Origin of the sequence: Nocardioides nitrophenolicus (assembly GCF_016907515.1) — a bacterium.
Classification (GTDB): Bacteria; Actinomycetota; Actinomycetes; order Propionibacteriales; family Nocardioidaceae; genus Nocardioides; species Nocardioides nitrophenolicus.
Map to the genome: position 1 here is coordinate 1903657 of NZ_JAFBBY010000001.1, position 18763 is coordinate 1922419.

General features: G+C 73.0%; 19 protein-coding genes. 15 read left to right on the top strand and 4 right to left on the bottom strand.

Features of this window, described 5'->3' with window-relative positions; genetic code table 11:
* Positions 1-4: 4 nt before the first annotated feature.
* A complete protein-coding gene (locus JOD66_RS09395) occupies positions 5-913 on the bottom strand; it encodes a glycoside hydrolase family 16 protein (RefSeq protein WP_204836619.1) in 909 nt (302 codons plus the stop codon).
* A gap of 153 nt (positions 914-1066) precedes the next feature.
* Here JOD66_RS09395 and JOD66_RS09400 point away from each other — a divergent pair, with 153 nt between their 5' ends.
* From JOD66_RS09400 to JOD66_RS09410, 3 genes are all read left to right on the top strand, one after another.
* A complete protein-coding gene (locus JOD66_RS09400; protein ID WP_204836620.1) occupies positions 1067-1819 on the top strand; it encodes a helical backbone metal receptor in 753 nt (250 codons plus the stop codon).
* Between the two features lie 4 nt (positions 1820-1823).
* Positions 1824-2099 (top strand): hypothetical protein, encoded by a 276-nt coding sequence (locus tag JOD66_RS09405; RefSeq protein ID WP_204836621.1) that lies wholly within the window; start codon positions 1824-1826, stop codon positions 2097-2099.
* A gap of 104 nt (positions 2100-2203) precedes the next feature.
* Positions 2204-2419, top strand: coding sequence for a hypothetical protein (locus JOD66_RS09410; protein WP_205126607.1), 216 nt, complete (start codon positions 2204-2206; stop codon positions 2417-2419).
* Between the two features lie 64 nt (positions 2420-2483).
* Here JOD66_RS09410 and JOD66_RS09415 read toward each other — a convergent pair whose 3' ends face one another.
* On the bottom strand, positions 2484-4202 hold the full coding sequence (locus JOD66_RS09415; protein WP_239545155.1) for a helicase HerA-like domain-containing protein: 1719 nt from the start codon (positions 4200-4202) through the stop codon (positions 2484-2486).
* A 67-nt stretch (positions 4203-4269) separates the two neighbouring features.
* Here JOD66_RS09415 and JOD66_RS09420 point away from each other — a divergent pair, with 67 nt between their 5' ends.
* Both JOD66_RS09420 and JOD66_RS09425 read left to right on the top strand, forming a co-directional pair.
* On the top strand, positions 4270-4566 hold the full coding sequence (locus tag JOD66_RS09420) for a type II toxin-antitoxin system VapB family antitoxin (protein WP_204836622.1): 297 nt from the start codon (positions 4270-4272) through the stop codon (positions 4564-4566).
* Positions 4567-4571: 5 nt separating this feature from the next.
* A complete protein-coding gene (locus tag JOD66_RS09425) occupies positions 4572-5114 on the top strand; it encodes a LytR C-terminal domain-containing protein (RefSeq protein WP_204836623.1) in 543 nt (180 codons plus the stop codon).
* 12 nt (positions 5115-5126) lie between these two features.
* Here the strand turns inward: JOD66_RS09425 and JOD66_RS09430 are convergent, their stop codons facing one another.
* Positions 5127-6620: a potassium/proton antiporter gene (locus JOD66_RS09430; RefSeq protein ID WP_204836624.1), complete on the bottom strand. Its 1494-nt coding sequence runs from the start codon at positions 6618-6620 to the stop codon at positions 5127-5129.
* Between the two features lie 72 nt (positions 6621-6692).
* On the opposite strand from JOD66_RS09430, the gene JOD66_RS09435 reads away from it, so the two are divergent.
* The 3 genes from JOD66_RS09435 to JOD66_RS09445 all read left to right on the top strand — a co-directional run bounded on the left by JOD66_RS09435 (position 6693) and on the right by JOD66_RS09445 (position 10135).
* Complete coding sequence (locus tag JOD66_RS09435; protein ID WP_307823409.1) at positions 6693-8171, top strand: FAD-binding protein; 1479 nt, start codon at positions 6693-6695, stop codon at positions 8169-8171.
* Positions 8172-8279: 108 nt separating this feature from the next.
* Positions 8280-9449, top strand: coding sequence for a pyridoxal phosphate-dependent aminotransferase (locus tag JOD66_RS09440; protein ID WP_307823410.1), 1170 nt, complete (start codon positions 8280-8282; stop codon positions 9447-9449).
* Positions 9446-10135: a hypothetical protein gene (locus tag JOD66_RS09445; RefSeq protein WP_204836625.1), complete on the top strand. Its 690-nt coding sequence runs from the start codon at positions 9446-9448 to the stop codon at positions 10133-10135. Before JOD66_RS09440 ends, JOD66_RS09445 begins: the two co-directional genes overlap by 4 nt.
* On the opposite strand, the gene JOD66_RS09450 is transcribed toward JOD66_RS09445, so the two are convergent.
* Complete coding sequence (locus JOD66_RS09450; RefSeq protein WP_204836626.1) at positions 10119-10739, bottom strand: hypothetical protein; 621 nt, start codon at positions 10737-10739, stop codon at positions 10119-10121. The two genes, JOD66_RS09445 and JOD66_RS09450, sit on opposite strands and share 17 nt — an antisense overlap.
* 75 nt (positions 10740-10814) lie before the next feature.
* On the opposite strand from JOD66_RS09450, the gene JOD66_RS09455 reads away from it, so the two are divergent.
* The 7 genes from JOD66_RS09455 (at position 10815) to JOD66_RS09485 (ending at position 18596) form a co-directional block, all read left to right on the top strand.
* A complete protein-coding gene (locus tag JOD66_RS09455) occupies positions 10815-11267 on the top strand; it encodes a WXG100 family type VII secretion target (RefSeq protein ID WP_204836627.1) in 453 nt (150 codons plus the stop codon).
* The gene (locus JOD66_RS09460) at positions 11267-12202 is read left to right on the top strand and encodes a hypothetical protein (RefSeq protein ID WP_204836628.1); all 936 of its coding nucleotides are present in this window, start codon (positions 11267-11269) and stop codon (positions 12200-12202) included. Before JOD66_RS09455 ends, JOD66_RS09460 begins: the two co-directional genes overlap by 1 nt.
* Complete coding sequence (locus JOD66_RS09465; protein WP_204836629.1) at positions 12199-13536, top strand: hypothetical protein; 1338 nt, start codon at positions 12199-12201, stop codon at positions 13534-13536. Before JOD66_RS09460 ends, JOD66_RS09465 begins: the two co-directional genes overlap by 4 nt.
* Positions 13537-13719: 183 nt before the next feature.
* On the top strand, positions 13720-14724 hold the full coding sequence (locus JOD66_RS09470) for an AurF N-oxygenase family protein (protein ID WP_204836630.1): 1005 nt from the start codon (positions 13720-13722) through the stop codon (positions 14722-14724).
* A 3-nt stretch (positions 14725-14727) separates the two neighbouring features.
* Positions 14728-16410, top strand: coding sequence for an FAD-dependent oxidoreductase (locus tag JOD66_RS09475; RefSeq protein WP_204836631.1), 1683 nt, complete (start codon positions 14728-14730; stop codon positions 16408-16410).
* A 20-nt stretch (positions 16411-16430) separates the two neighbouring features.
* Positions 16431-17141, top strand: a complete 711-nt coding sequence (locus tag JOD66_RS09480) for a TetR/AcrR family transcriptional regulator (protein WP_204836632.1) — start codon at positions 16431-16433, stop codon at positions 17139-17141.
* Positions 17142-18596 carry a flavin-containing monooxygenase gene (locus JOD66_RS09485; RefSeq protein WP_204836633.1) on the top strand — a complete coding sequence of 485 codons (1455 nt, stop codon included), beginning with the start codon at positions 17142-17144 and terminating at the stop codon, positions 18594-18596.
* The last annotated feature ends 167 nt before the right edge of the window (positions 18597-18763 follow it).

Consider the following 18763-nt stretch of genomic DNA (forward strand, 5'->3'; position numbering starts at 1 on the left):
ACGGCTACTTCCAGACCCGCACCCAGTCCACGGTGGTCGTGGCCGAGGTGGGCGTCTGGTCGGTGATCGCGTTCCAGCCACCGCCGAAGACCTGGGTGAGCACGACGTAGAACGGCTGGTCGAACGGCTGGGGTGCGACCAGCGGCGCGGACGGCGTCCAGGAGTGGGTGAAGCAGACCTTGTCGTCGTAGAGGAAGCGCATCGAGGTGCGCGTCCACTCCACGGCGTAGCGGTGGAAGCGGGTGCCGGAGTCGGCGACGGGGCAGTTGAAGCCGGTGCTCAGCATCGGGTTCTCGCCGGCGTAGTGCACCGAGGGATAGACCTTCTCCGCGCCGCCGCTGAACCACTCCGCCACGTCGATCTCGCCGGAGCTCGGCCAGGCGCCGTAGGTGTGCTTCTGGGGGTAGAGCCACAGCGCGGAGTGCACGCCCTGGATCGTGGTGTCCGGCAGCTTGGCGCGGAACTCGAAGCGACCGTAGGCCTGGGTGAACAGCCCCCAGCTGGCGATGGTCGCGGCGGTGCGGTCGGTCGTGTAGTCACCGTACGGGCTGCGGCAGACGAACGGCTCCGCCTCCTTGCGGGAGGTGAGGTAGACCAGGCCGGAGTCGACCCGGACGTTGTCGGGGTCGTCGACGTAGCAGCCGCTCTGGCCGGCGTGGAAGCCGCTGAGCGAGGTGTCCTGGACCACCCACTTCGAGCGGTCCAGCGAGGTGCCGTCGAAGTCGTCCTCGAAGGTGCAGGTGTAGCGGCCGCCGCCGGGCTTGGCCGGCCGCTCACCGCCGCAGGCCCCCTTGCTCAGCCCGGACACGCCGGCCGTGGGGGCCGCGACGGTCGGGCCGGCGGTCACCGGAGCGAGTGCGGTGCCGGCGGCGAGAGCCGCCCCCAGGGCGCACAGGAGTCGGACTCGGAGCATGACGGACCTTTCTCTCCCCCGATGCGATCCGGCTCAGCCGGCGGCTTCCCATGGCCGGATCGCGAGGTCGGACCCGATCTTGGCCCATGGAACGTGTTACTGGCTAGGGGCGATGGTTCGAACGGGGTGGCCCGAACGGACTACGGTGGGCCCGTGGCCAGCCTTCCCGTCGACGACCTCGGCGCCGAGGTCCCGCTCGACGGCCCGGCGCGCCGGATCGTCTCCCTCGTCCCCTCGATCACCGAGGCCCTCGCGAGCGACGTACCGGACCGGCTGGTCGGCGCCACCGACTGGTGCACCCATCCCGGCGACCTCGACGTCACCCGGGTCCGCGGCACCAAGAACCCCGATCTCGCCGCCATCCGCGCGCTCGCGCCCGACCTGGTGGTGGCCAACCAGGAGGAGAACCGGGAGCTCGACGTACGCCGCCTGCGCGCGGACGGCGTCGCCGTCTGGGTCACCGCGATCGAGACCGTGCCGCAGGCCCTGGCCTCCCTCACCCGCCTGTACGACGAGGCGCTGGGCCTGGCCGCTCCCCCGTGGCTGACCCGGGCCCACCAGCTCTGGTCGGGGCCGCCCGCGGAGCCGCGCGGGCGGGTCGCCGTACCCGTGTGGCGCGATCCGTGGCTGGTCGTCGGGCCGCGGACCTACACCGGCGACCTGCTGCACCGGCTCGGCTGGAGCAATGCCCACGACACCGGCACGGACCGTTACCCGAAGGTCGACCTGGCCGAGCTGGACCGTGCCGACCTCGACCTGGTCCTGCTGCCCGACGAGCCCTATGTGTTCACGGCCGACGACGGGCCGGAGGCGTTCACGCGGGTGCCGACCCGGCTGGTGTCGGGCCGGCTGCTGACCTGGTACGGCCCGGCGATGGTGGAGGCGCACGAGACTCTGTCACGCTGACCGTGTGCGGATCCTGCTGCTGCTCCTCGCCCTGGTCGTGGTCGGGTGCGTCGCGCTGCCCGTCAGCGCCTTCCTCCTCGACGGCACCGACACCGGGGAGAACCTGATCGTCCCCGTCCAGGTGCTGGTCACCGCGGCGGTGGGCGCCGTCCTCGGCAGTCGGCTGCTCGCGTCCTCGTCGCGGCGCCGGGCGCTCACCGGCGCCGGGCTCGGCGTACTCGGCGCGGCGGTCGGCGTCGGGGTGTTCTTCCTACTGCTCAACGGCGTCGACGGCGCCTGAGCGCCGCCGGGAGTGTCGCGAGTGTCGCGCGGCTCACAGGCCAGGTCATCGACTCGTAACCGACGCGCGGTCGGCTCGAAACCTCCCGGTTGGAGGCTTGAGCCATGAAGAAGACGACCTCTCCTGAGACCCAGACCGCAGGGCGTCACCTCGAGTCCGTCGAGGACCTCGACGCCGTGGACCGCTCCCTCGCCCGCCGTACCGCCCTGCGTGATCGCCACGCACAGGGCCTCTCGCGCCTGATGGACGAGCGCACCGACCTGCGCGGCGTCCACCCGCTCGCCGACTTCGTCGACGACGCCATCCGCTGGTCCGCCTGACCTGCCCATCCCCCCAGTGCCGCCGGGCGGCTCCTCACGCAGGAGCCGCCCGGCGGCGTCGTTCCTAGCGGCGCCGGCGGGCGGTGCCGAACATCCCGCGGGCGATCTCGGCGGCGGCGGTGCGCATGAACTGCTTGAACGCCGAGGACTTCACCACGTCCTTGACGATCTCGCCCGCGGCGTTGCCGTCGTCCTTCTTCCTCGGCGCGGCCTTGCCCTTGGCGGCGGGCTTCTCGGCCTTGTCGGCCTGCTCCCCGGCCTTCGCCTTCGCGCCCTCCTCCAGCTTCTTGGCGAGGATCTCGCGGGCCGACTCCCGGTCGACCACCTCGGCGTACTTCGCCTGCCGGGGGCTGGCCTTGACCGTCGCCTCCATCGACTCCGCGCTGGACGGCGCCATCAGCGACTCCGGCGCGCGCAGCCGGGTCCAGGCGACCGGCGTCGGCGCGCCCTTCTCGCCCATCACGGTCACGATCGCCTCGCCGATGCCGAGCGTGGTGATCACCTCGCCGAGATCGGCGTACGCGCTCTTGGGGTAGGTGTTGACGGTCGCCTTGAGCGCCTTCGCGTCATTGGGGGTGTGGGCGCGCAGCTGGTGCTGGATCCGGGAGCCGAGCTGGGCCAGCACGTCGTCCGGTACGTCGGTCGGGCTCTGCGTCACGAAGAAGACGCCCACCCCCTTCGACCGGATCAGCCGCACCGTCTGGGCGATCGACTCCAGGAACGGCTTCGAGGCGTCCTTGAACAGCAGGTGCGCCTCGTCGAAGAAGAACACCAGCTTGGGCTGGTCGATGTCGCCGACCTCGGGCAGGTCGTGGAACAGGTCGGCGAGCAGCCACATCAGGAAGGTCGAGAAGATCGCCGGCCGGTCCTGCAGGTTGGGCAGCTCGACCAGGTTGACCAGCCCGCGCCCGTCGGATGCCTGCTGGAGCAGGTCGGCGGAGTCGAACTCCGGCTCGCCGAAGAACGCCTCGGCGCCCTGGTCGGCGAACGCGATCAGCTCGCGCAGGATCACGCCCGCGGTCGCCGAGGACAGCCCGCCAAGGTCCTTGAGGTCGGGCTTGCCCTCGTCGCTGGTGAGGTGCTGGACGACGGCACGCAGGTCCTGCAGGTCGAGCAGCGGCAGGCCCTGCTTGTCGGCGTAGTGGAAGACCAGGCCCAGGCTGGACTCCTGGGTGTCGTTGAGCCCGAGCACCCGGCTGAGCAGGATCGGCCCGAACGACGACACGGTCACCCGGATCGGGATGCCGATGCCCTGGCCGCCGAGCGCGTAGTACTCCACCGGGAAGGCCGTCGCCGTCCACTCCTGGCCCACCGACTTGGTCCGGGCCAGCAGCTTGTCGTTGGCCTCGCCGGCGGTGGCGATGCCGGACAGGTCGCCCTTGATGTCCGCCGCGAAGACGGGTACGCCGGCCGCGCTGAGCTGCTCGGCGAGCAGCTGGAGGGTCTTGGTCTTGCCGGTACCGGTCGCACCGGCCACCAGGCCGTGCCGGTTGAGCATCGCCAGCGGGATCCGGATGGTGCTGGCCGAGAGCTGGTCGGGGCCGGTCATCAGGCCGCCGAGCTCGAGCGCCGGGCCCTCGAAGGCGTACCCGGGGGCGATCGCCTGCTCGATGGGGTCGGTCGGCACGGCGGCGGGGGCCTCGGCGGCGGGGGCCTCGGCGGCGGGGGCCTCGGCGGCGGGGGCCTCGGCGGCGGGGGCCTCGGCGGCGGGGGCCTCGGCGGGGACCGCCGGGGCCGTGGTGTCAGGTGCTGCGTCGGGAGTGGGCGTCTGCTCCTGCGTCATGCCCGGAACTCTAGGCCGAACACGCCGTCGCAGTCAGGCGCGGCCCCGCCCCGTAGACTCCGAAGCCGTGATCTTCAAGCGCGTGGGGGACGGGCGTCCCTACCCCGACCACGGCCTCACCTCCAAGGGGTGGGCCGCCGTGCCCCCGCGCCAGGTCCGCCTCGACCAGCTGGTCACGACCAAGGACACGCTGCAGCTCTCCTCCCTGCTCGACGAGGACTCCACCTTCTTCGGCGACCTGTTCGCCCACGTCGTGCTGTGGCGCGGCGACTACTACCTCGAGGACGGGCTGCACCGGGCGCTGCGGGCCGCGCTGCAGCAGCGCAACGTGCTGCACGCCCGTGTGATCCGGATGGAGGGCTGAGCGCGATGGAAGGCCTCGACGTCAAGGCGGGCAGTCGGTCGGCGGTGACCCTGGGGGCGCTGGCGGTGGTCTTCGTGGCCAGCGCGGCCTGGGGCTGGGCCAAGGTGACCCAGCCCTTCCCCGAGAAGGTCGAGGCTGCTCCGTGCACCGACACCCTGATCTCGGAGGGCGACGACCTCGCCCCGCCGCAGGTGATGGTCACGGTCCTCAACGGCGGCGGCGCCAACGGGCTGGCGAGCAAGACCATGGACGACCTGATCGGCTACGGCTTCGCCCAGGGCGACACCGGCAACGCACCCGACACCGGCGGTCCGGTGTCGGCGCAGGTGTGGGCCGACGACCCCGGCGACCCGGCGGCGATCCTGCTGGCGTCGTACCTCGGCGCGGACGTCGACATCGTCGACCAGCCGTCCGGGTACCCGGGCGTGACGATCGTGGTCGGCAAGAGGTTCCAGGGCGTCGTCGAGGGGCACCCGACGGTCACCGCGCGCAAGGACGCCTACGTCTGCACGCCCCCGCTCAGCAGCCAGCCCGACGCGCCGAGCTGATCGCTCCCCGCGTCATTCCTCGAGCCACTGCGCGAGCCGGCCGCCCTGGCTGACCTGGCGCAGCCGCTGCTCGGTCGCCTCGCGCAGCTTGCGGGGCGTGACCACGATGAGGTCGTCGCCGTGGCGCAGGACGGTACGCCGCTCCGGCACCAGGGTCCGGCCCTCCCGGACGACCATCGACACGTTCGCGCCCAGCGGCAGCCGCAGCTCGCCGACCTCGACGCCGTGCAGCTTCGAGACCGGACTGATCGTGATCTGCAGCAGGTCGGCGGCCACCCGGTCCAGGGGCGCGGCCTCGACCTCGATGCCGCGCGGCTCCGAGCGCCGGGCGACCCGCAGGATGCGCGCGGTCAGGGGCAGCGAGGGCGCGGTGATCAAGGTGTCGAGCACGACGAGGACGAAGACGATGTCGAAGAGCCGGGTCGCGCCGTCGACCCCCTCGGCGAGCGGGATGGTGGCGAGCACGATCGGCACCGCGCCACGCAGTCCGGCCCAGGAGATGAAGGCCAGCTCCGCCCACTTCATCGGCCGTACGACGGCACTCACCACGACCGACACCGGCCGGGCGACGAAGGTGAGCAGGCTGCCGGCGACGACCGCCATCCCGATCACCTCCCACGACAGCCGGTCCGGCGAGAGCAGCAGGCCGAGCATCACGAACAGCCCGATCTGGGCGAGCCAGGCGAGACCTTCGACGAAGGAGCGGGTGGCGACGCGGTGCGGGAGCTCGGTGTTGCCGAGGACCAGCGCGGCGACGTAGACCGCGGCGAACCCGCTGGCGTGCACGGCCGCGGCGCCGCCGTACCCGATCAGGGTCAGGCAGAGCACGGCGATCGGGTACAGGCCGGACGACGGCAGCGCCGCGCGGCGCATCACCCAGGCGCCCCCGAAGCCCGCGGCGAGACCGAAGGCGACGCCGGCGACCAGCTCGTAGAGCACGATCCCGGTGGTGCCGAGCAGGCCGTGCTCGCCGACCGCGCCGGAGGAGACGAGGGTGACCAGGACGACGGTCGGGGCGTCGTTGAGACCGGACTCGGCCTCGAGGGTGCCGGTGATCCGCTTCGGCAGCGGCACCACGCGCAGCACCGAGAACACCGCGGCGGCGTCGGTCGGCGAGCAGACGGCGCCGAGCAGGATGGAGAGCTGCCAGGACAGGCCGAGCAGGAAGTGCGCGCCGACGGCGACGATGCCGATCGACACGAGTACGCCCAGGGTGGCCAGCGACAGGCCCATCCGCATGGCCGGTCGGGCGTCGCGCCAGTTCGTCGTGAGACCGCCCTCGGCGAGGATGATGGCGAGCGCGCCGAAGCCGATCGCGTGCGCCAGCTCGGCGTTGTCGAAGTCGATCCCGAGCCCGGAGTCGCCGAGGGCGACGCCCATCAGCAGGTAGACCAGGAGGCTGGGGAGGCCGACGCCGGACGACATCCGGACCGCCAGCACCGCGAGGAAGGTGACTCCGGCGCCGATCAGCAGGAAGGTGTCGAGCTGGTGGACGTCGAAGGTCATGAAGTTGGCACTCGGCTCTCGTCGGGTGGCGGGGATCTAGTCTATCGGTAGAACATGTTCTAGATTTCCCTCGTGGCATCTGCGATCCCCAACGTCCCGGCCGGCCTGGCTCTTCCCGACGTACTCCCGGCGAGCGTGCTCGGCGCGGACGCCGAGCGCTTCGACGTGGTCGTGGTGGGCTTCGGCATCGCCGGCGGCTGCGCCGCCCTGGAGGCCGCGCGTGCCGGCGCGCGGGTGCTGCTGCTCGAGAAGGCGGCGGTCCACGGCGGCACCTCCTCGATGTCGGGCGGGCACTTCTACCTCGGCGGCGGTACGGCGGTCCAGCAGGCCACCGGGCACGACGACTCGGTCGAGGCGATGACGGCGTACCTCATGGCGTCGACGAAGGACCCCGACGAGGAGAAGATCCGCGCCTACTGCGAGGGGTCGGTCGCGCACTTCGACTGGCTGGAGTCGCTGGGCTTCGCGTTCGAGCGCTCGTACTTCCCCGGCAAGGCGGTCATCCAGCCCGGCACCGAGGGCCTGATGTTCACCGGCAACGAGAAGGTGTGGCCCTTCCGCGAGCAGGTCGCGCCCGCACCGCGCGGCCACAAGGTGCCCGTCCCCGGCGACACCGAGGGCACCCGGATCGTGATGGACCTGCTGCGCACCCAGGTCGAGGAGGCCGGCGTCGAGGTCCGCTACGAGACCGGTGCGACCAACCTGGTCGTCGACGGCGACGGCGACGCCGTGGTCGGGCTGGCCTGGCGCTCCTTCGACCGGACCGGCGTCATCGCGGCGCGGGGCGTGGTCATCGCCGCCGGCGGGTTCGTGATGAACGCCGACATGGTCGCCCGCTACACCCCCGCACTCGGGTCCAAGCTGTTCACCCTCGGGTCGACGTACGACGACGGGCTGGGCATCCGCCTCGGCGAGTCCGTCGGCGCGGCCCTGGAGAACATGGAGGAGCCGTTCATCACCGCGCCCTTCTACCCGCCGTCGTCGCGGTGCAAGGGGATCATCGTCAACCGGGCCGGCGAACGGTTCGTGGCCGAGGACAGCTACCACGCGCGGACGTCGTACCACGTGATGCAGCAGCCCGACGCGGTCGCGTACCTCATCGTCGACAGCGAGCACCTCGGCGAGGACCACATGCCGCTGGTGCCGCTCAAGGACGGCTTCGAGACGCTCGAGGAGATGGAGGCCGGACTCGGCATGCCCGCCGGGGCGCTGGTCGCGACCGTCACCCGCTACAACGAGAACGCCGCCGACGGCAAGGACCCCGACTTCCACAAGCACCCCGACTGGATCGCGCCGCAGACCACCGGACCGTGGGCGGTGCTCGATCTGTCGCTCGGCGTCGCGCTGTACGCCGGGTTCACCATCGGCGGGATGGCCACCACGGTCGACGGCCAGGTCCGGCGTACCGACGGCTCGGTGATCCCCGGCCTGTACGCCGCCGGCGCCTGCGCCTCGAACATCGCCCAGGACGGCAACGGCTACTGCTCGGGCACCCAGCTCGGCGAGGGCTCGTTCTTCGGCCGCCGGGCGGGGCGGCACGCGGCGGGGTGACAGAATCGCCGGTCGACCGGCGATTCCCTCACTTGTCGGCCGTTGCAACGCCCGACAAGTGACAGTTTCGCCGGTCAACCGGTGATTCATGTGACTGGAGGGACCCACGTGACCGACCGCCTCAGTGCCGCCACCCGGGCGAACGTCCCGCCGTTCTACGTGATGGACCTGCTCGCCGCGGCAGCGGAGCGGCAGCGCACCCACGGCGACCTGGTCAACCTGGTCGCCGGGCAGCCCAGCACGGGCGCGCCGGCGACGGTCAACGCGGCGGCGGTGCGGCTGCTCGGCAGCGGCGACCCGCTGGGGTACACGACCGCCACCGGCATCCTCGAGCTCCGTACGGCGATCGCGGGCCACTACGCCCGCAGCTACGGTCTCGCGGTCGACGCCGAGGACGTGGTCGTCACCACCGGCTCCAGCGGCGGCTTCCTGCTCGCCTTCCTCGCGGCGTTCGACGCCGGGGCGCGGGTGGCGATCGCGCGACCGGGATACCCCTGCTACCGCAACGTGCTGGCGGCCCTGGGCTGCGCGGTGGTCGAGATCCCCACCGGCCCCGGGACCCGGTTCCAGCCGAGCGTGGCGCAGCTCGCCGAGGCGCACGCGAAGGAGCCGCTCGACGGCCTGGTCGTCGCCAGCCCCGCGAACCCGACCGGCACCATGCTGTCGCCGGAGGAGCTCGCCGCGATCGCGCGCTGGTGCGACGACAACGGCGTGCAGCTGGTGTCCGACGAGATCTACCACGGCATCCAGTACGCCGGCGCCCGGGCGAGCTGTGCCTGGGAGACCTCGCGCGAGGCGGTCGTGTTCGGCTCGTTCTCGAAGTACTTCTCGATGACCGGCTGGCGGCTGGGGTGGATGCTCGCGCCGGAGCGGCTGCGCCGCCCGGTCGACGTGCTGACCGGCAACTTCTCGATCTGCCCGCCCGTGCTCGCCCAGCATGCCGCGCTCGGCGCCTTCGAGGACGCGGCGTACGCCGAGCTCGACGCCCACGTGCAGCGCTACGCCCGCAACCGGGGCCTGCTCCTGGACGGCCTGCAGCGGCTCGGCATCGAGCGGCTGGCGCCCGCCGACGGCGCGTTCTACGCCTACGCCGACGTCGGTCACCTCACCACCGACTCGATGGCCTACTGCCGCGACCTGCTGGCCCGCACCGGCGTCGCCGTCGCGACCGGCATCGACTTCGACACCGTCGACGGCGGCCGCTTCCTGCGGTTCAGCTTCGCCGGCACCGCCGACGACATCCTCACGGCACTGGACCGCCTCGAGGGCCGACTGTGACCGACCGCGGGGAGCTGGAGCGGCGCAACGACACGACCCACGCGGAGCACCGGGCCGCCCTCGCCCGCGGCGAGGAGCGGGTGCTGCGGCTGACGAGGACCGGCGAGCTGCACAGCTACCTGCCCGACGAGATCGGCCTCGAGCCGCGCGGCACCGGCCGCGAGGTGACCAGCTGGTGGGGCCTGGCGATCATGACGACGCTGTTCGGCGCGCTCTTCGTCGCGTCCTGGCTGGTCATCCTCGGACCGGTGGTCCGCGACGGTGACCCGCCCTATTGGGGCGGCCTGGCGCTCACGGCGCTGAGCGGCGCCCTCGGCGGGTGGACCCTCCTGCTCGCCCGGGAGCAGTACCGCGCCCGCGCCGTCCGCCGCCGCCGTGGCGCCCCCGAGCCGAGCGACGCCCCGGTGCCCCACCGCTGGCGCGATCCCGCGCCCGAGCCGCGGCCCCGGGCCCCGCATCCGCGGGCCGGCCGGTGGCGCAAGCGGCCGTGGTGGTGGGTCGTCGTACGCGGCGTGCTCGCGGGCCTCCTGGTCCTCGGCGTGGTCGGCACCCTCCTCGAGCCCGACGGCGACACCGGGTCGGTGCTGGTCACCACCGGCATCGGTCTGGCGCTGACGGTCGGGCTGCCGCTGGCCCTGGCGGTACGACGGGTCCGGCGGGCGGGAACGGCTACCGCGGCACGATGACGACGTAGGCGACGACGAGAGCCACGCCGCCGAGCACGAGCAGCAGGTTCAGCAGCCAGCGCCCACGCGGCGCAGCGGGCGGGAGTGCCGGGGCCCGGTGGGCAGCCGTGGGCGGCGGGGGTGCGGGCGGCCGGGGCACGGGCGGCGGCGCGGCGAGCGGCAGCGTGGCGGGCCGGGGCACCGGGGGCGTCGGCGGCGGCGTGGGCGCCGGCGCGCCCGACGGGAAGGCGGGCAAGGCACCCTGTCGTACCGCGGCGTCACGTCGACGCAGCACCTCCTCGGCCCCGACCAGCCCCAGCGCATGTCCCAGCGCGGCCAGCGCCCAGGCGGCGCTGGCACTCTCGCCGGTGCCGCGGTCGCGCGCCAGGAGTGCCGCCTGGGCGTCGAGTGCCGACGACGGCGGCGCGCCGTGCCCGATCTGGTCGCCGAGCCGGCTCACCGCGCCCAGCCGCACGGCGTCGACGAGCAGGTTGAGCTCGCCCCGCGTCACCGCCCGCTCGTCCAGGTAGTCGTCGAGCGCGGCACGGAACGACTCGACGTCGTCGAGAAGCCGTGGCCCCGAGACGGCCACGAGGTCACGCAACGTCACATGGAGGCCGGACACCCGGTGATCATCACACGCGGATCAGGCGGTCGATCGCATAGGTTGGGCATCGACCATCCGGGAGGCCATCGACTCATGTACGGCGACAGCGAGATCATCCGGCGTCGTGCCACCCAGCTGCGGGACCAGGGGGCCGACGTCCGCGCGCTCGCCGACGAGCTGGTCGCGCGGGTCGAGGGCCTGGGCTGGACCGGGCGGGCGGCGGAGGCGATGCGGGAGCGGGTGACCGACCGCGCCAGCCATCTCCGGGTCGCGGCCGAGCGCCACACCGGCGCCGCCGACGCGCTGGCCGACCACGCCGAGAGCGTCGACGCCGTCCGGGAGGAGATCGCCACCACCGAGGCGCGGGTGAGCGCGCTGGTGGCCGACGCCCGGGCCCGGATCGCCGCCATCGCGGCGCGCAACGAGGCCGGCGACGGCCTGCAGGTCACGCCCGACCCGCTCGACGAGACGCTCGCCGCCTTCTCGCCGCCACCGCCGGGCCACCGCGACTGGCTCGCGGTCGACGTACCCGGGCTGGAGCGCTGATGCCGACCATCGACCTGACCTCGATCACGCCCGCGCCCTCCTCCCGCGGCGGCGACGCGCTGGCCGCGGCGCCCCGACGGATCGGGCTCAACCTCGCCGAGCTCCAGTACGCCGCCCGCCTCGCCGGCGACGCTCCCCTGCCCTTCGAGGTCGCCGCGCCGCCCACGGCCGACGCGATGCAGGCCCGGCTCGGCCAGAGCCCCGCGACCCTCGACGACCAGGCCTTCCGGGCCGCCGTCGCCGCCCTCCACGATCCGGCCGACGCGCTGGAGCGCCGCGGCCTGACCGTCGACGGGGTGCCCGACGCCGGCCTCGCCGGCGCGATCGGCCTGCTCGCCTCCCCGCGCTTCGCACTCGACGTCGACGTCGCCATGGGTGGCGTCCAGGCCAAGGTCTGGCACCGCCAGGGCGGCGGCGCCGTCGCCTCGCTGGCGACGGTCGACGGGATCGTCTTCGAGCTGGGCTGGTTCGGCTCCGACGCCTGGGCCGCCGAGCTCGCCCGGGTCGCCGCGATCTCGGAGGAGGTCGTGCTCGGTCCGACCGACGTGCCGGCGTACGTCGACCTGCCGTACGAGCTCGCCGACGCCGCCGCCGAGGCCGGCGGCTCGGGCCGTGGCGACCTGCTGCCGGTGCTCGCGGCCCGGCATCGCGGAGCCGTGCGTGGACCGGACGGCCCGCTCGACGACGCCTCGGTCGTCGGGCTGCTCGCCGCCCTGGCGAGCGAGGCCCGGGGCCGGCTGCGGGCGCTGGTCGCCGACGTCTCCGGCGCCGAGGTCGACACGGTCGGCGTCGTGTCCTGGACCCTGCTCGCCGACGGCTGGCGGGCGCTGCGCCCCCACCACGACGACGGCGTGCTCCGGCTGGAGCTGCGCGCCGTCGCGCCCGACGAGCTGGGCGCGGTCGTCGCCCCCGTCCTCGGGGAGGCGGCCCGATGAGCACCGACGAGCGGCCGCTGACCGCGGTCGAGGCGGCGGACCTGGCCGACAAGTACGACCAGATGCTGCGCCTGGCCGACCTGTTCGACGACGCCGGCGCCCAGATGCGGGAGTGGTCGCAGCTCGGCAGCGACGTGCTGGCCGACCCGGACGTGGCCGACTCCGCGCCGCTCTCGCCGACGACGTGGAGCACCGCCGAAGAGGAGGTGCGGGCCGCGACCACGGGCAAGGGCGGGCTGCTGAGCCGGTCCATCGAGCTCGACGCCGATGCGCTCGTGCTGCGCGCGACCGTGATGACGTACCGCTGGATCGACGAGCTCCAGGCGGCGGCGTACGAGACCCTCGGCTCGATCGCCGGGAAGGCGATCGGCTATCTCGCCCCGGAGGTCAACCTCGGCGGCGCGATCGTCGCGGCCGGGCTGATCGAGACCGATGCACTCGACCGCGACGGCGTGGCGGCCTACCTCGGCGAGCTGGCCGAGGCGAACCCCGAGCTGATGGAGCACGTCACCACCGGTGGCGGCGTGCTCGACAGCCTGCAGATGCGGGGCCTGCTCACCGCGGGCGTGCTCGCCGGTGAGTCCGGACGGTCCGCACGGGTCGGCGGGCTGCGCGCCACCGGCATCGCGCCGCTGGCCGACGACTGGGGTGCCGCGCTGCGCGATGTCGCCGTGGGCCTGACCGAGGCGGCGCCGGCCGCGCCGACCACGCCGGCCCCCGCCGCGAGCGTCGACGAGGGCGCCGCGCTGCCCGCGGGCCTCGGCGACCTGATGACGATGCTCGCCGAGGACGGCACGGTCCGGGTGCTGCGCACCGCGCCCGGCCGCCTGCTCGCCTTCCTGCCCGACGCCACCCCGGTCGCCGCGCCCGCCGGCCGGCTGCGGCTGGTCACCGGCGACGTGTCGAGCGGGGCCTCGGCCGCGATCCGCGCGCTCGGCGCCGCGATCGAGCCCGGCGGCGAGCCGGCCCGGGTGATGCTGGTCGGCCGGGGCAGCGGCGGGACCGCCGCGCTCGAGCTGGCGACCCGCGCCGATCTGCCCGGCTTCGTCGTCGACCAGGTGGTCACCGCCGACGCCCCCGCGACCCAGCTCGCGGTGCTGCCCGACGGCGTCCGGCTGCTCTCGCTCGAGGACCGCAGCGACCCGGTCGCGCTGCTCGGCTCGCTGATCAACGCCGGCGCGGCCAACCGCCTGACCGTCGTGTACGACGCCGGCTGCGACCCCGACGTACCCGCCCTGGTGGCCGGCGGCCGGGCCGCGGACCGGGCCGAGCATCCCGAGCTGGTCGCGGCGCTCGCCCGCTGGCGCGCCGAGGGCTTCCTGCGCGGGGCCTGACGTCGCGCGGGCGCGCGGGCGGCACCACCGAGCGATCCAGGTCACATCCGAGCGGGCTCCCCTCCCGCCGATCGGTCCGTCTTCGGCCGAACTGCTTGACAAAACCGGGGTCAATGTACGCAACATGGTGTTGCGCTAACAACGTGCACGCTCCCGATTTCGATGACGAGAACGGACTGGACCATGACTGCGACCGCTGACGCCCCGATCGACACCCCCGCCGCCCACGAGCTCGACGGGCTGAGCTACCAGGAGACGCTCCGCGTGCTCTCCGAGGCGTCGGTCCACCAGCACTTCGACGCCTTCTTGGACATCGCGTGGGACAGCCCGGAGTTCGAGGTCGTCCCCGACGACCCGCGCTGGGTGCTGCCGGAGATCGACTCGCTGGGCGGCACCGACTGGTACCGGTCGCTGCCCCTGGAGCGGCAGATCGAGATCGGCCAGTACCGCCTCGCCAACATCATGAAGGTCGGCCTGCAGTTCGAGCAGGTGCTGATCGGCGGCATCATGAGCCACCTCATCCCGATGGGCAACAACCGTGCGGAGTTCCGCTACTCCACCCACGAAGTGACCGAGGAGTGCCACCACACCCAGATGTTCCAGGAGGGTGTGAACCGGATCGGCGTCGACGTGAAGGGCGGCCCCGGCTGGTTCATCAAGGTCGCGCCGTTCCTGTGCCTGGCCGGCGGCCCGCTGCCCAACATCTTCTTCTTCGGCATCCTCGCCGGCGAGGAGCCGATCGACTACCTGCAGAAGTCGGTGCTGCGCTCGGGACACGAGCTGCACCCGATCGTCACCCGGGTGATGCAGATCCACGTGGCCGAGGAGGCCCGCCACATCGGCTTCGCCCACACCTACCTCGTCGAGCGCTCCAAGGACTACGGCCGCATCCAGCGCTTCGGCCTGTCGCTCGCCTACCCGCTGATCATGCGGGTGCTGTGCGACGTGATCATGAAGCCGACCAAGCAGATGCAGAAGGACCTCGACATCCCCAAGGACGTCATGCGCGAGGTCTACTGGAAGTCGGAGAAGTCCCAGAAGCTGCTGCGCGACACCTTCGGCGACGTGCGGATGCTCGCCGAGGAGCTCGGCCTGATGAACCGGGTCTCGCGCCTGGTGTGGCGCGCGCTCGGCATCCACGGCAGCCCGTCGCGCTTCCGCAGCGAGCCCAAGTCCGCCGCGGTCTGAGCGATGGCGTACGTCGTCACGCAGTCGTGCTGCGCCGACGCCTCGTGCGTCGTCGCCTGCCCGGTCAACTGCATCCACCCCGCGCCGGGTGAGCCCGGCTTCGGCACCACCGAGATGGTGTACGTCGACGCGACCGCCTGCGTCGGCTGCGGCGCCTGCGCCACGGCCTGCCCGGTCGGGGCGATGGTGCCGGATGCCGCGCTGACGACGAAGCAGCTGCCCTTCCTCGACCTCAACGCCGCCTACTACGACGCCTTCCCCCACGCCGACCGCACCCCGGTCGCGCTGGTGCCGCAGCAGCGCCGGCTCACCCGCCCCGGACCGTTCCGGGTCGCCGTGGTGGGGGCCGGTCCGGCGGGGCTCTACACCGCCGACGAGCTGCTGAAGCACCCCGAGGTCGCCGGCGTCGACGTCTACGACCGGCTGCGCACGCCGTACGGCCTGGTCCGCCACGGCGTCGCCCCCGACCACGCGTCGACCAAGCTGGTCACCCGGCTGTTCGAGGCGATCGAGCGGCAGCCGCGCTTCCGCTACTTCCTCGACGTCGAGGTCGGTGCGCCCGGCGCCATCACGCTCGCCGACCTGCGCGCCCACTACGACGCCGTGGTCTACGCCGTCGGCGCGTCGTCCGACCGCAGCCTCGGCATCCCCGGCGAGGAGCTCGCCGGCTCGGTCGCCGCGACCGCGCTCGTGGGCTGGTACAACGGCCACCCCGACCAGCAGGCGCTCGACGTACCCCTCGACCACGAGCGGGCCGTCGTGGTCGGCAACGGCAACGTGGCGCTCGACGTCGCCCGCATCCTGTCCCGGCCGCTCGACGTCCTCGAGCGCACCGACCTGGCGCCCGGACCGCTCGACCAGCTGCGCGCGAGCAAGGTCCGCGAGGTCGTCGTCCTCGGCCGGCGCGGCCCGGCGCAGGCCGCGTTCACCGTGCCCGAGCTGATCGGCCTGGCCGCGCTCGACGACGTCGACGTGGTGGTCGAGGCCGACCCCGCACTGCTCAGCGGCGACGACCAGCGCAGCGTCCTGCTCCGCGAGCTGGCCGAGCGACCCGTCGACCCGGCCTCCACCCGGCGCCGGATCGTGCTGGCCTTCGCGGCCTCCCCGGTCGAGATCCTCGGCAACGGCGGCCGGGTCACCGGCGTCCGGGTGGCCCGCAACGAGCTGGTCACCGACGCCGACGGCAGCGTGCGCGCCGTCGCCACCGACGACATCCGCACCCTCGCCGCCGGCCTGGTCGTCCGCTCGGTCGGCCACCGCGGTACCCCCGTCGCCGACCTGCCGTTCGACGAGCGCACCGCCACCGTCCCCCACCACCAGGGCCGGGTCGAGCCCGGCATCTACGTCGTGGGCTGGATCAAGCGCGGCCCGGTCGGCTTCATCGGCACCAACAAGACCGACGCCCAGGAGACGGTCGAGACCATCCTCGACGACCTCGACGCCGGTCTGCCCGCCCCCACCGGGAGCGCGGGCGCCATCGGCGCGCTGGTCTCCGAGCGACACCCCGGGTCCGCCGACCTCGCCGCCTGGCAGCGCCTCGACGCCGCGGAGCGCGAGCGGGGCGCCCGCGCCGGCCGGCCCCGCGCCAAGATCACCGATGTCGCCGAACAGCGCACGCTCGCCGCCCCGCCGGCCGGCGTACGCCGTCGCGGGCTGCTGCGGCGTACCGTGTCGCTCACATCGTGAGGATCGCAGGAGGTGTCGGCATGGGGACGCCGAAGCGGGACCAGACCGACGGTCGCAAGCGCCGCTGGCAACAGCACAACGCCGACCGCCGGCAGGCCGTGATCGACGCCGCGCTCACCGTGCTGGCGCGCGACCTCGAACCCGGCGCCGAGCTCAGCGTCCAGCAGATCGCCGACGAGGCGTCCGTGCACCGCACCGTGCTCTACCGCTACTTCGAGGACCGCACCGACCTCGACGTCGCCATCCAGCAGGAGATCTGCAACCGCGCCGGTGCCCTGCTCCTCGCCGCCGTCACGCTCGAGGGCACGCCGCGCGACATCGTGCACCGCATCATCGACGCGTACGTCGGCTGGGGCGCCGAGAACGTCGCGCTGATGCGCTTCGCCGAGCGCGACATCCCCGGCGCCGCGTCCAAGCCGCTCGACGTCGCGATCGGCCAGATCGCCGAGCAGATCGAGCTGGTCATCGGTGGCTTCCTCGCCATCCTCGACGCCGAGGTCGACGACGACGACCGCGACGCCCTCACGCCGTACGTCCACCTGCTCGTCGGCGGCGTCATCGCCGCCGTCCGCAGCTGGAGCTCGCGCGAGCGGCTGCTCCCCCCGGCCCCCGTGTTCACCCGGCTGCTCGCCGACGTGACCTGGCTGCAGATCGAAGGTCTCGCAGCGTCCCGCAGGATCGAGGTGCCCGACCTCCCCGTCGAGCAGCTCCTCAACTTCAAGGAAGCCTGAATGAGCGACACCACGCACCTCGACGTGCTGATCATCGGCGCCGGGCTGTCCGGCATCGACGCGGCGTACCACGTCTCGAAGGCGTTCCCGGACAAGACCTATGCGGTGCTGGAGATGCGCGACTCGCTCGGCGGCACCTGGGACCTGTTCCGCTACCCCGGCATACGCTCCGACTCCGACATGCACACCCTCGGCTTCGGCTGGAAGCCGTGGAAGGGCAGCAAGGCCATCGTCGACGGGCCCGACATCCTGGCCTATCTCAAGGAGGCGGCGGCCGAGAACGGCATCGACCAGCACATCCGCTACCACCACAGGCTGGTGCACGCCGAGTTCTCGACCGAGGACGCGCGCTGGACCGTCACCGTCGAGCGCACCGACACCGGCGAGACCGTCGAGCTGACCGCCGGCTTCCTGTGGTCCACCTCCGGCTACTACCGCTACGACGAGGGCTTCACCCCCGCCTTCGCCGGCGCCGAGGACTTCGAGGGCCGGATCGTGCACCCGCAGCACTGGCCCGAGGACCTCGACTACGCCGGCAAGCGCGTGGTCGTGATCGGATCCGGCGCCACCGCCGTCACCCTGATCCCCGCGCTCGCCGACTCCGGCGCCGGGCACGTCACGATGCTGCAGCGCACGCCGACCTACATCATCAGCCAGCCGGCGTACGACAAGGTCTCGGCGCAGATGTACCGCCGGCTGCCCGACAAGCTGGCCCAGAAGCTGGTCCGCACCCGCTACCTCACCAGCCGGATCGCGTTCTACGAGTTCTGCCAGGCCCGGCCCAAGGAGTCGCGCGCGCTGCTGCGCAAGCTGCTCGAGCGCCAGCTGCCCGACGACGTGAGCTTCGACGAGCACTTCAAGCCGCCGTACGACCCGTGGGACCAGCGGCTGTGCGCCGTCCCCGGCGGCGACCTGTTCAAGGCGCTGCGCCAGCACACCGTCGACATCGTCACCGACCACATCGACCGGTTCACGCCGAAGGGCATCCTGCTGAAGTCGGGCAAGGAGCTCGAGGCCGACATCATCATCACCGCCACCGGCCTCAACCTGCAGATCTTCGGCGGCGCCACCCTCGGCGTCGACGGCGCCGCGGTGAAGCCCGCCGACACCATGGCGTACAAGGGCCTGATGCTCAGCGACATCCCCAACTTCGCGTTCATCATCGGCTACACCAACGCCTCCTGGACGCTGAAGGCCGACCTGGTGTGCGAGTACGTCGTCAAGCTGCTGCGGCGCATGGACGAGACCGGCACCCGGACGGTCGTCCCCCGCCGCGACCCGGCGGTCGCCGAGGAGCCCTTCCTCGACTTCGAGGCGGGCTACGTCATGCGCTCGATCGACTCGCTGCCGAAGCAGGGCGCGACGTTCCCGTGGCGGCTGAAGATGAACTACTTCAAGGACTTGCTCGTGTTCCGCAAGCCGGTCGAGGACGAGACCTTGGAGTTCACGGCCTGAGCCGTCCGGCCGGGGTGATGAGATGTCACCCCGGCCCCGCCCCCGTTCGGGTGACAAATCGGGCCGTCGGGCCCGGTTCCGGCCCGTCACCCTCACGATCCTCAGCATTCTTGGCCCGCCGTCGCCGTCCGGGCGCGACGGCCGAGGCCGATGGGGGCCTCGTCCAC

Excerpts from the sequence above, each read along its gene's own strand:
- JOD66_RS09410 (WP_205126607.1), top strand. The coding sequence starts at position 2,204 with ATGAAGAAGACGACCTCTCCTGAGACCCAGACCGCAGGGCGTCACCTC.
- JOD66_RS09455 (WP_204836627.1), top strand. The coding sequence starts at position 10,815 with ATGTACGGCGACAGCGAGATCATCCGGCGTCGTGCCACCCAGCTGCGG.
- JOD66_RS09480 (WP_204836632.1), top strand. The coding sequence starts at position 16,431 with ATGGGGACGCCGAAGCGGGACCAGACCGACGGTCGCAAGCGCCGCTGG.
- JOD66_RS09430 (WP_204836624.1), bottom strand. The coding sequence starts at position 6,620 with ATGACCTTCGACGTCCACCAGCTCGACACCTTCCTGCTGATCGGCGCC.
- JOD66_RS09395 (WP_204836619.1), bottom strand. The coding sequence starts at position 913 with ATGCTCCGAGTCCGACTCCTGTGCGCCCTGGGGGCGGCTCTCGCCGCC.
- JOD66_RS09475 (WP_204836631.1), top strand. The coding sequence starts at position 14,728 with ATGGCGTACGTCGTCACGCAGTCGTGCTGCGCCGACGCCTCGTGCGTC.
- JOD66_RS09485 (WP_204836633.1), top strand. The coding sequence starts at position 17,142 with ATGAGCGACACCACGCACCTCGACGTGCTGATCATCGGCGCCGGGCTG.
- JOD66_RS09415 (WP_239545155.1), bottom strand. The coding sequence starts at position 4,202 with ATGACGCAGGAGCAGACGCCCACTCCCGACGCAGCACCTGACACCACG.
- JOD66_RS09470 (WP_204836630.1), top strand. The coding sequence starts at position 13,720 with ATGACTGCGACCGCTGACGCCCCGATCGACACCCCCGCCGCCCACGAG.
- JOD66_RS09425 (WP_204836623.1), top strand. The coding sequence starts at position 4,572 with ATGGAAGGCCTCGACGTCAAGGCGGGCAGTCGGTCGGCGGTGACCCTG.
- JOD66_RS09465 (WP_204836629.1), top strand. The coding sequence starts at position 12,199 with ATGAGCACCGACGAGCGGCCGCTGACCGCGGTCGAGGCGGCGGACCTG.
- JOD66_RS09460 (WP_204836628.1), top strand. The coding sequence starts at position 11,267 with ATGCCGACCATCGACCTGACCTCGATCACGCCCGCGCCCTCCTCCCGC.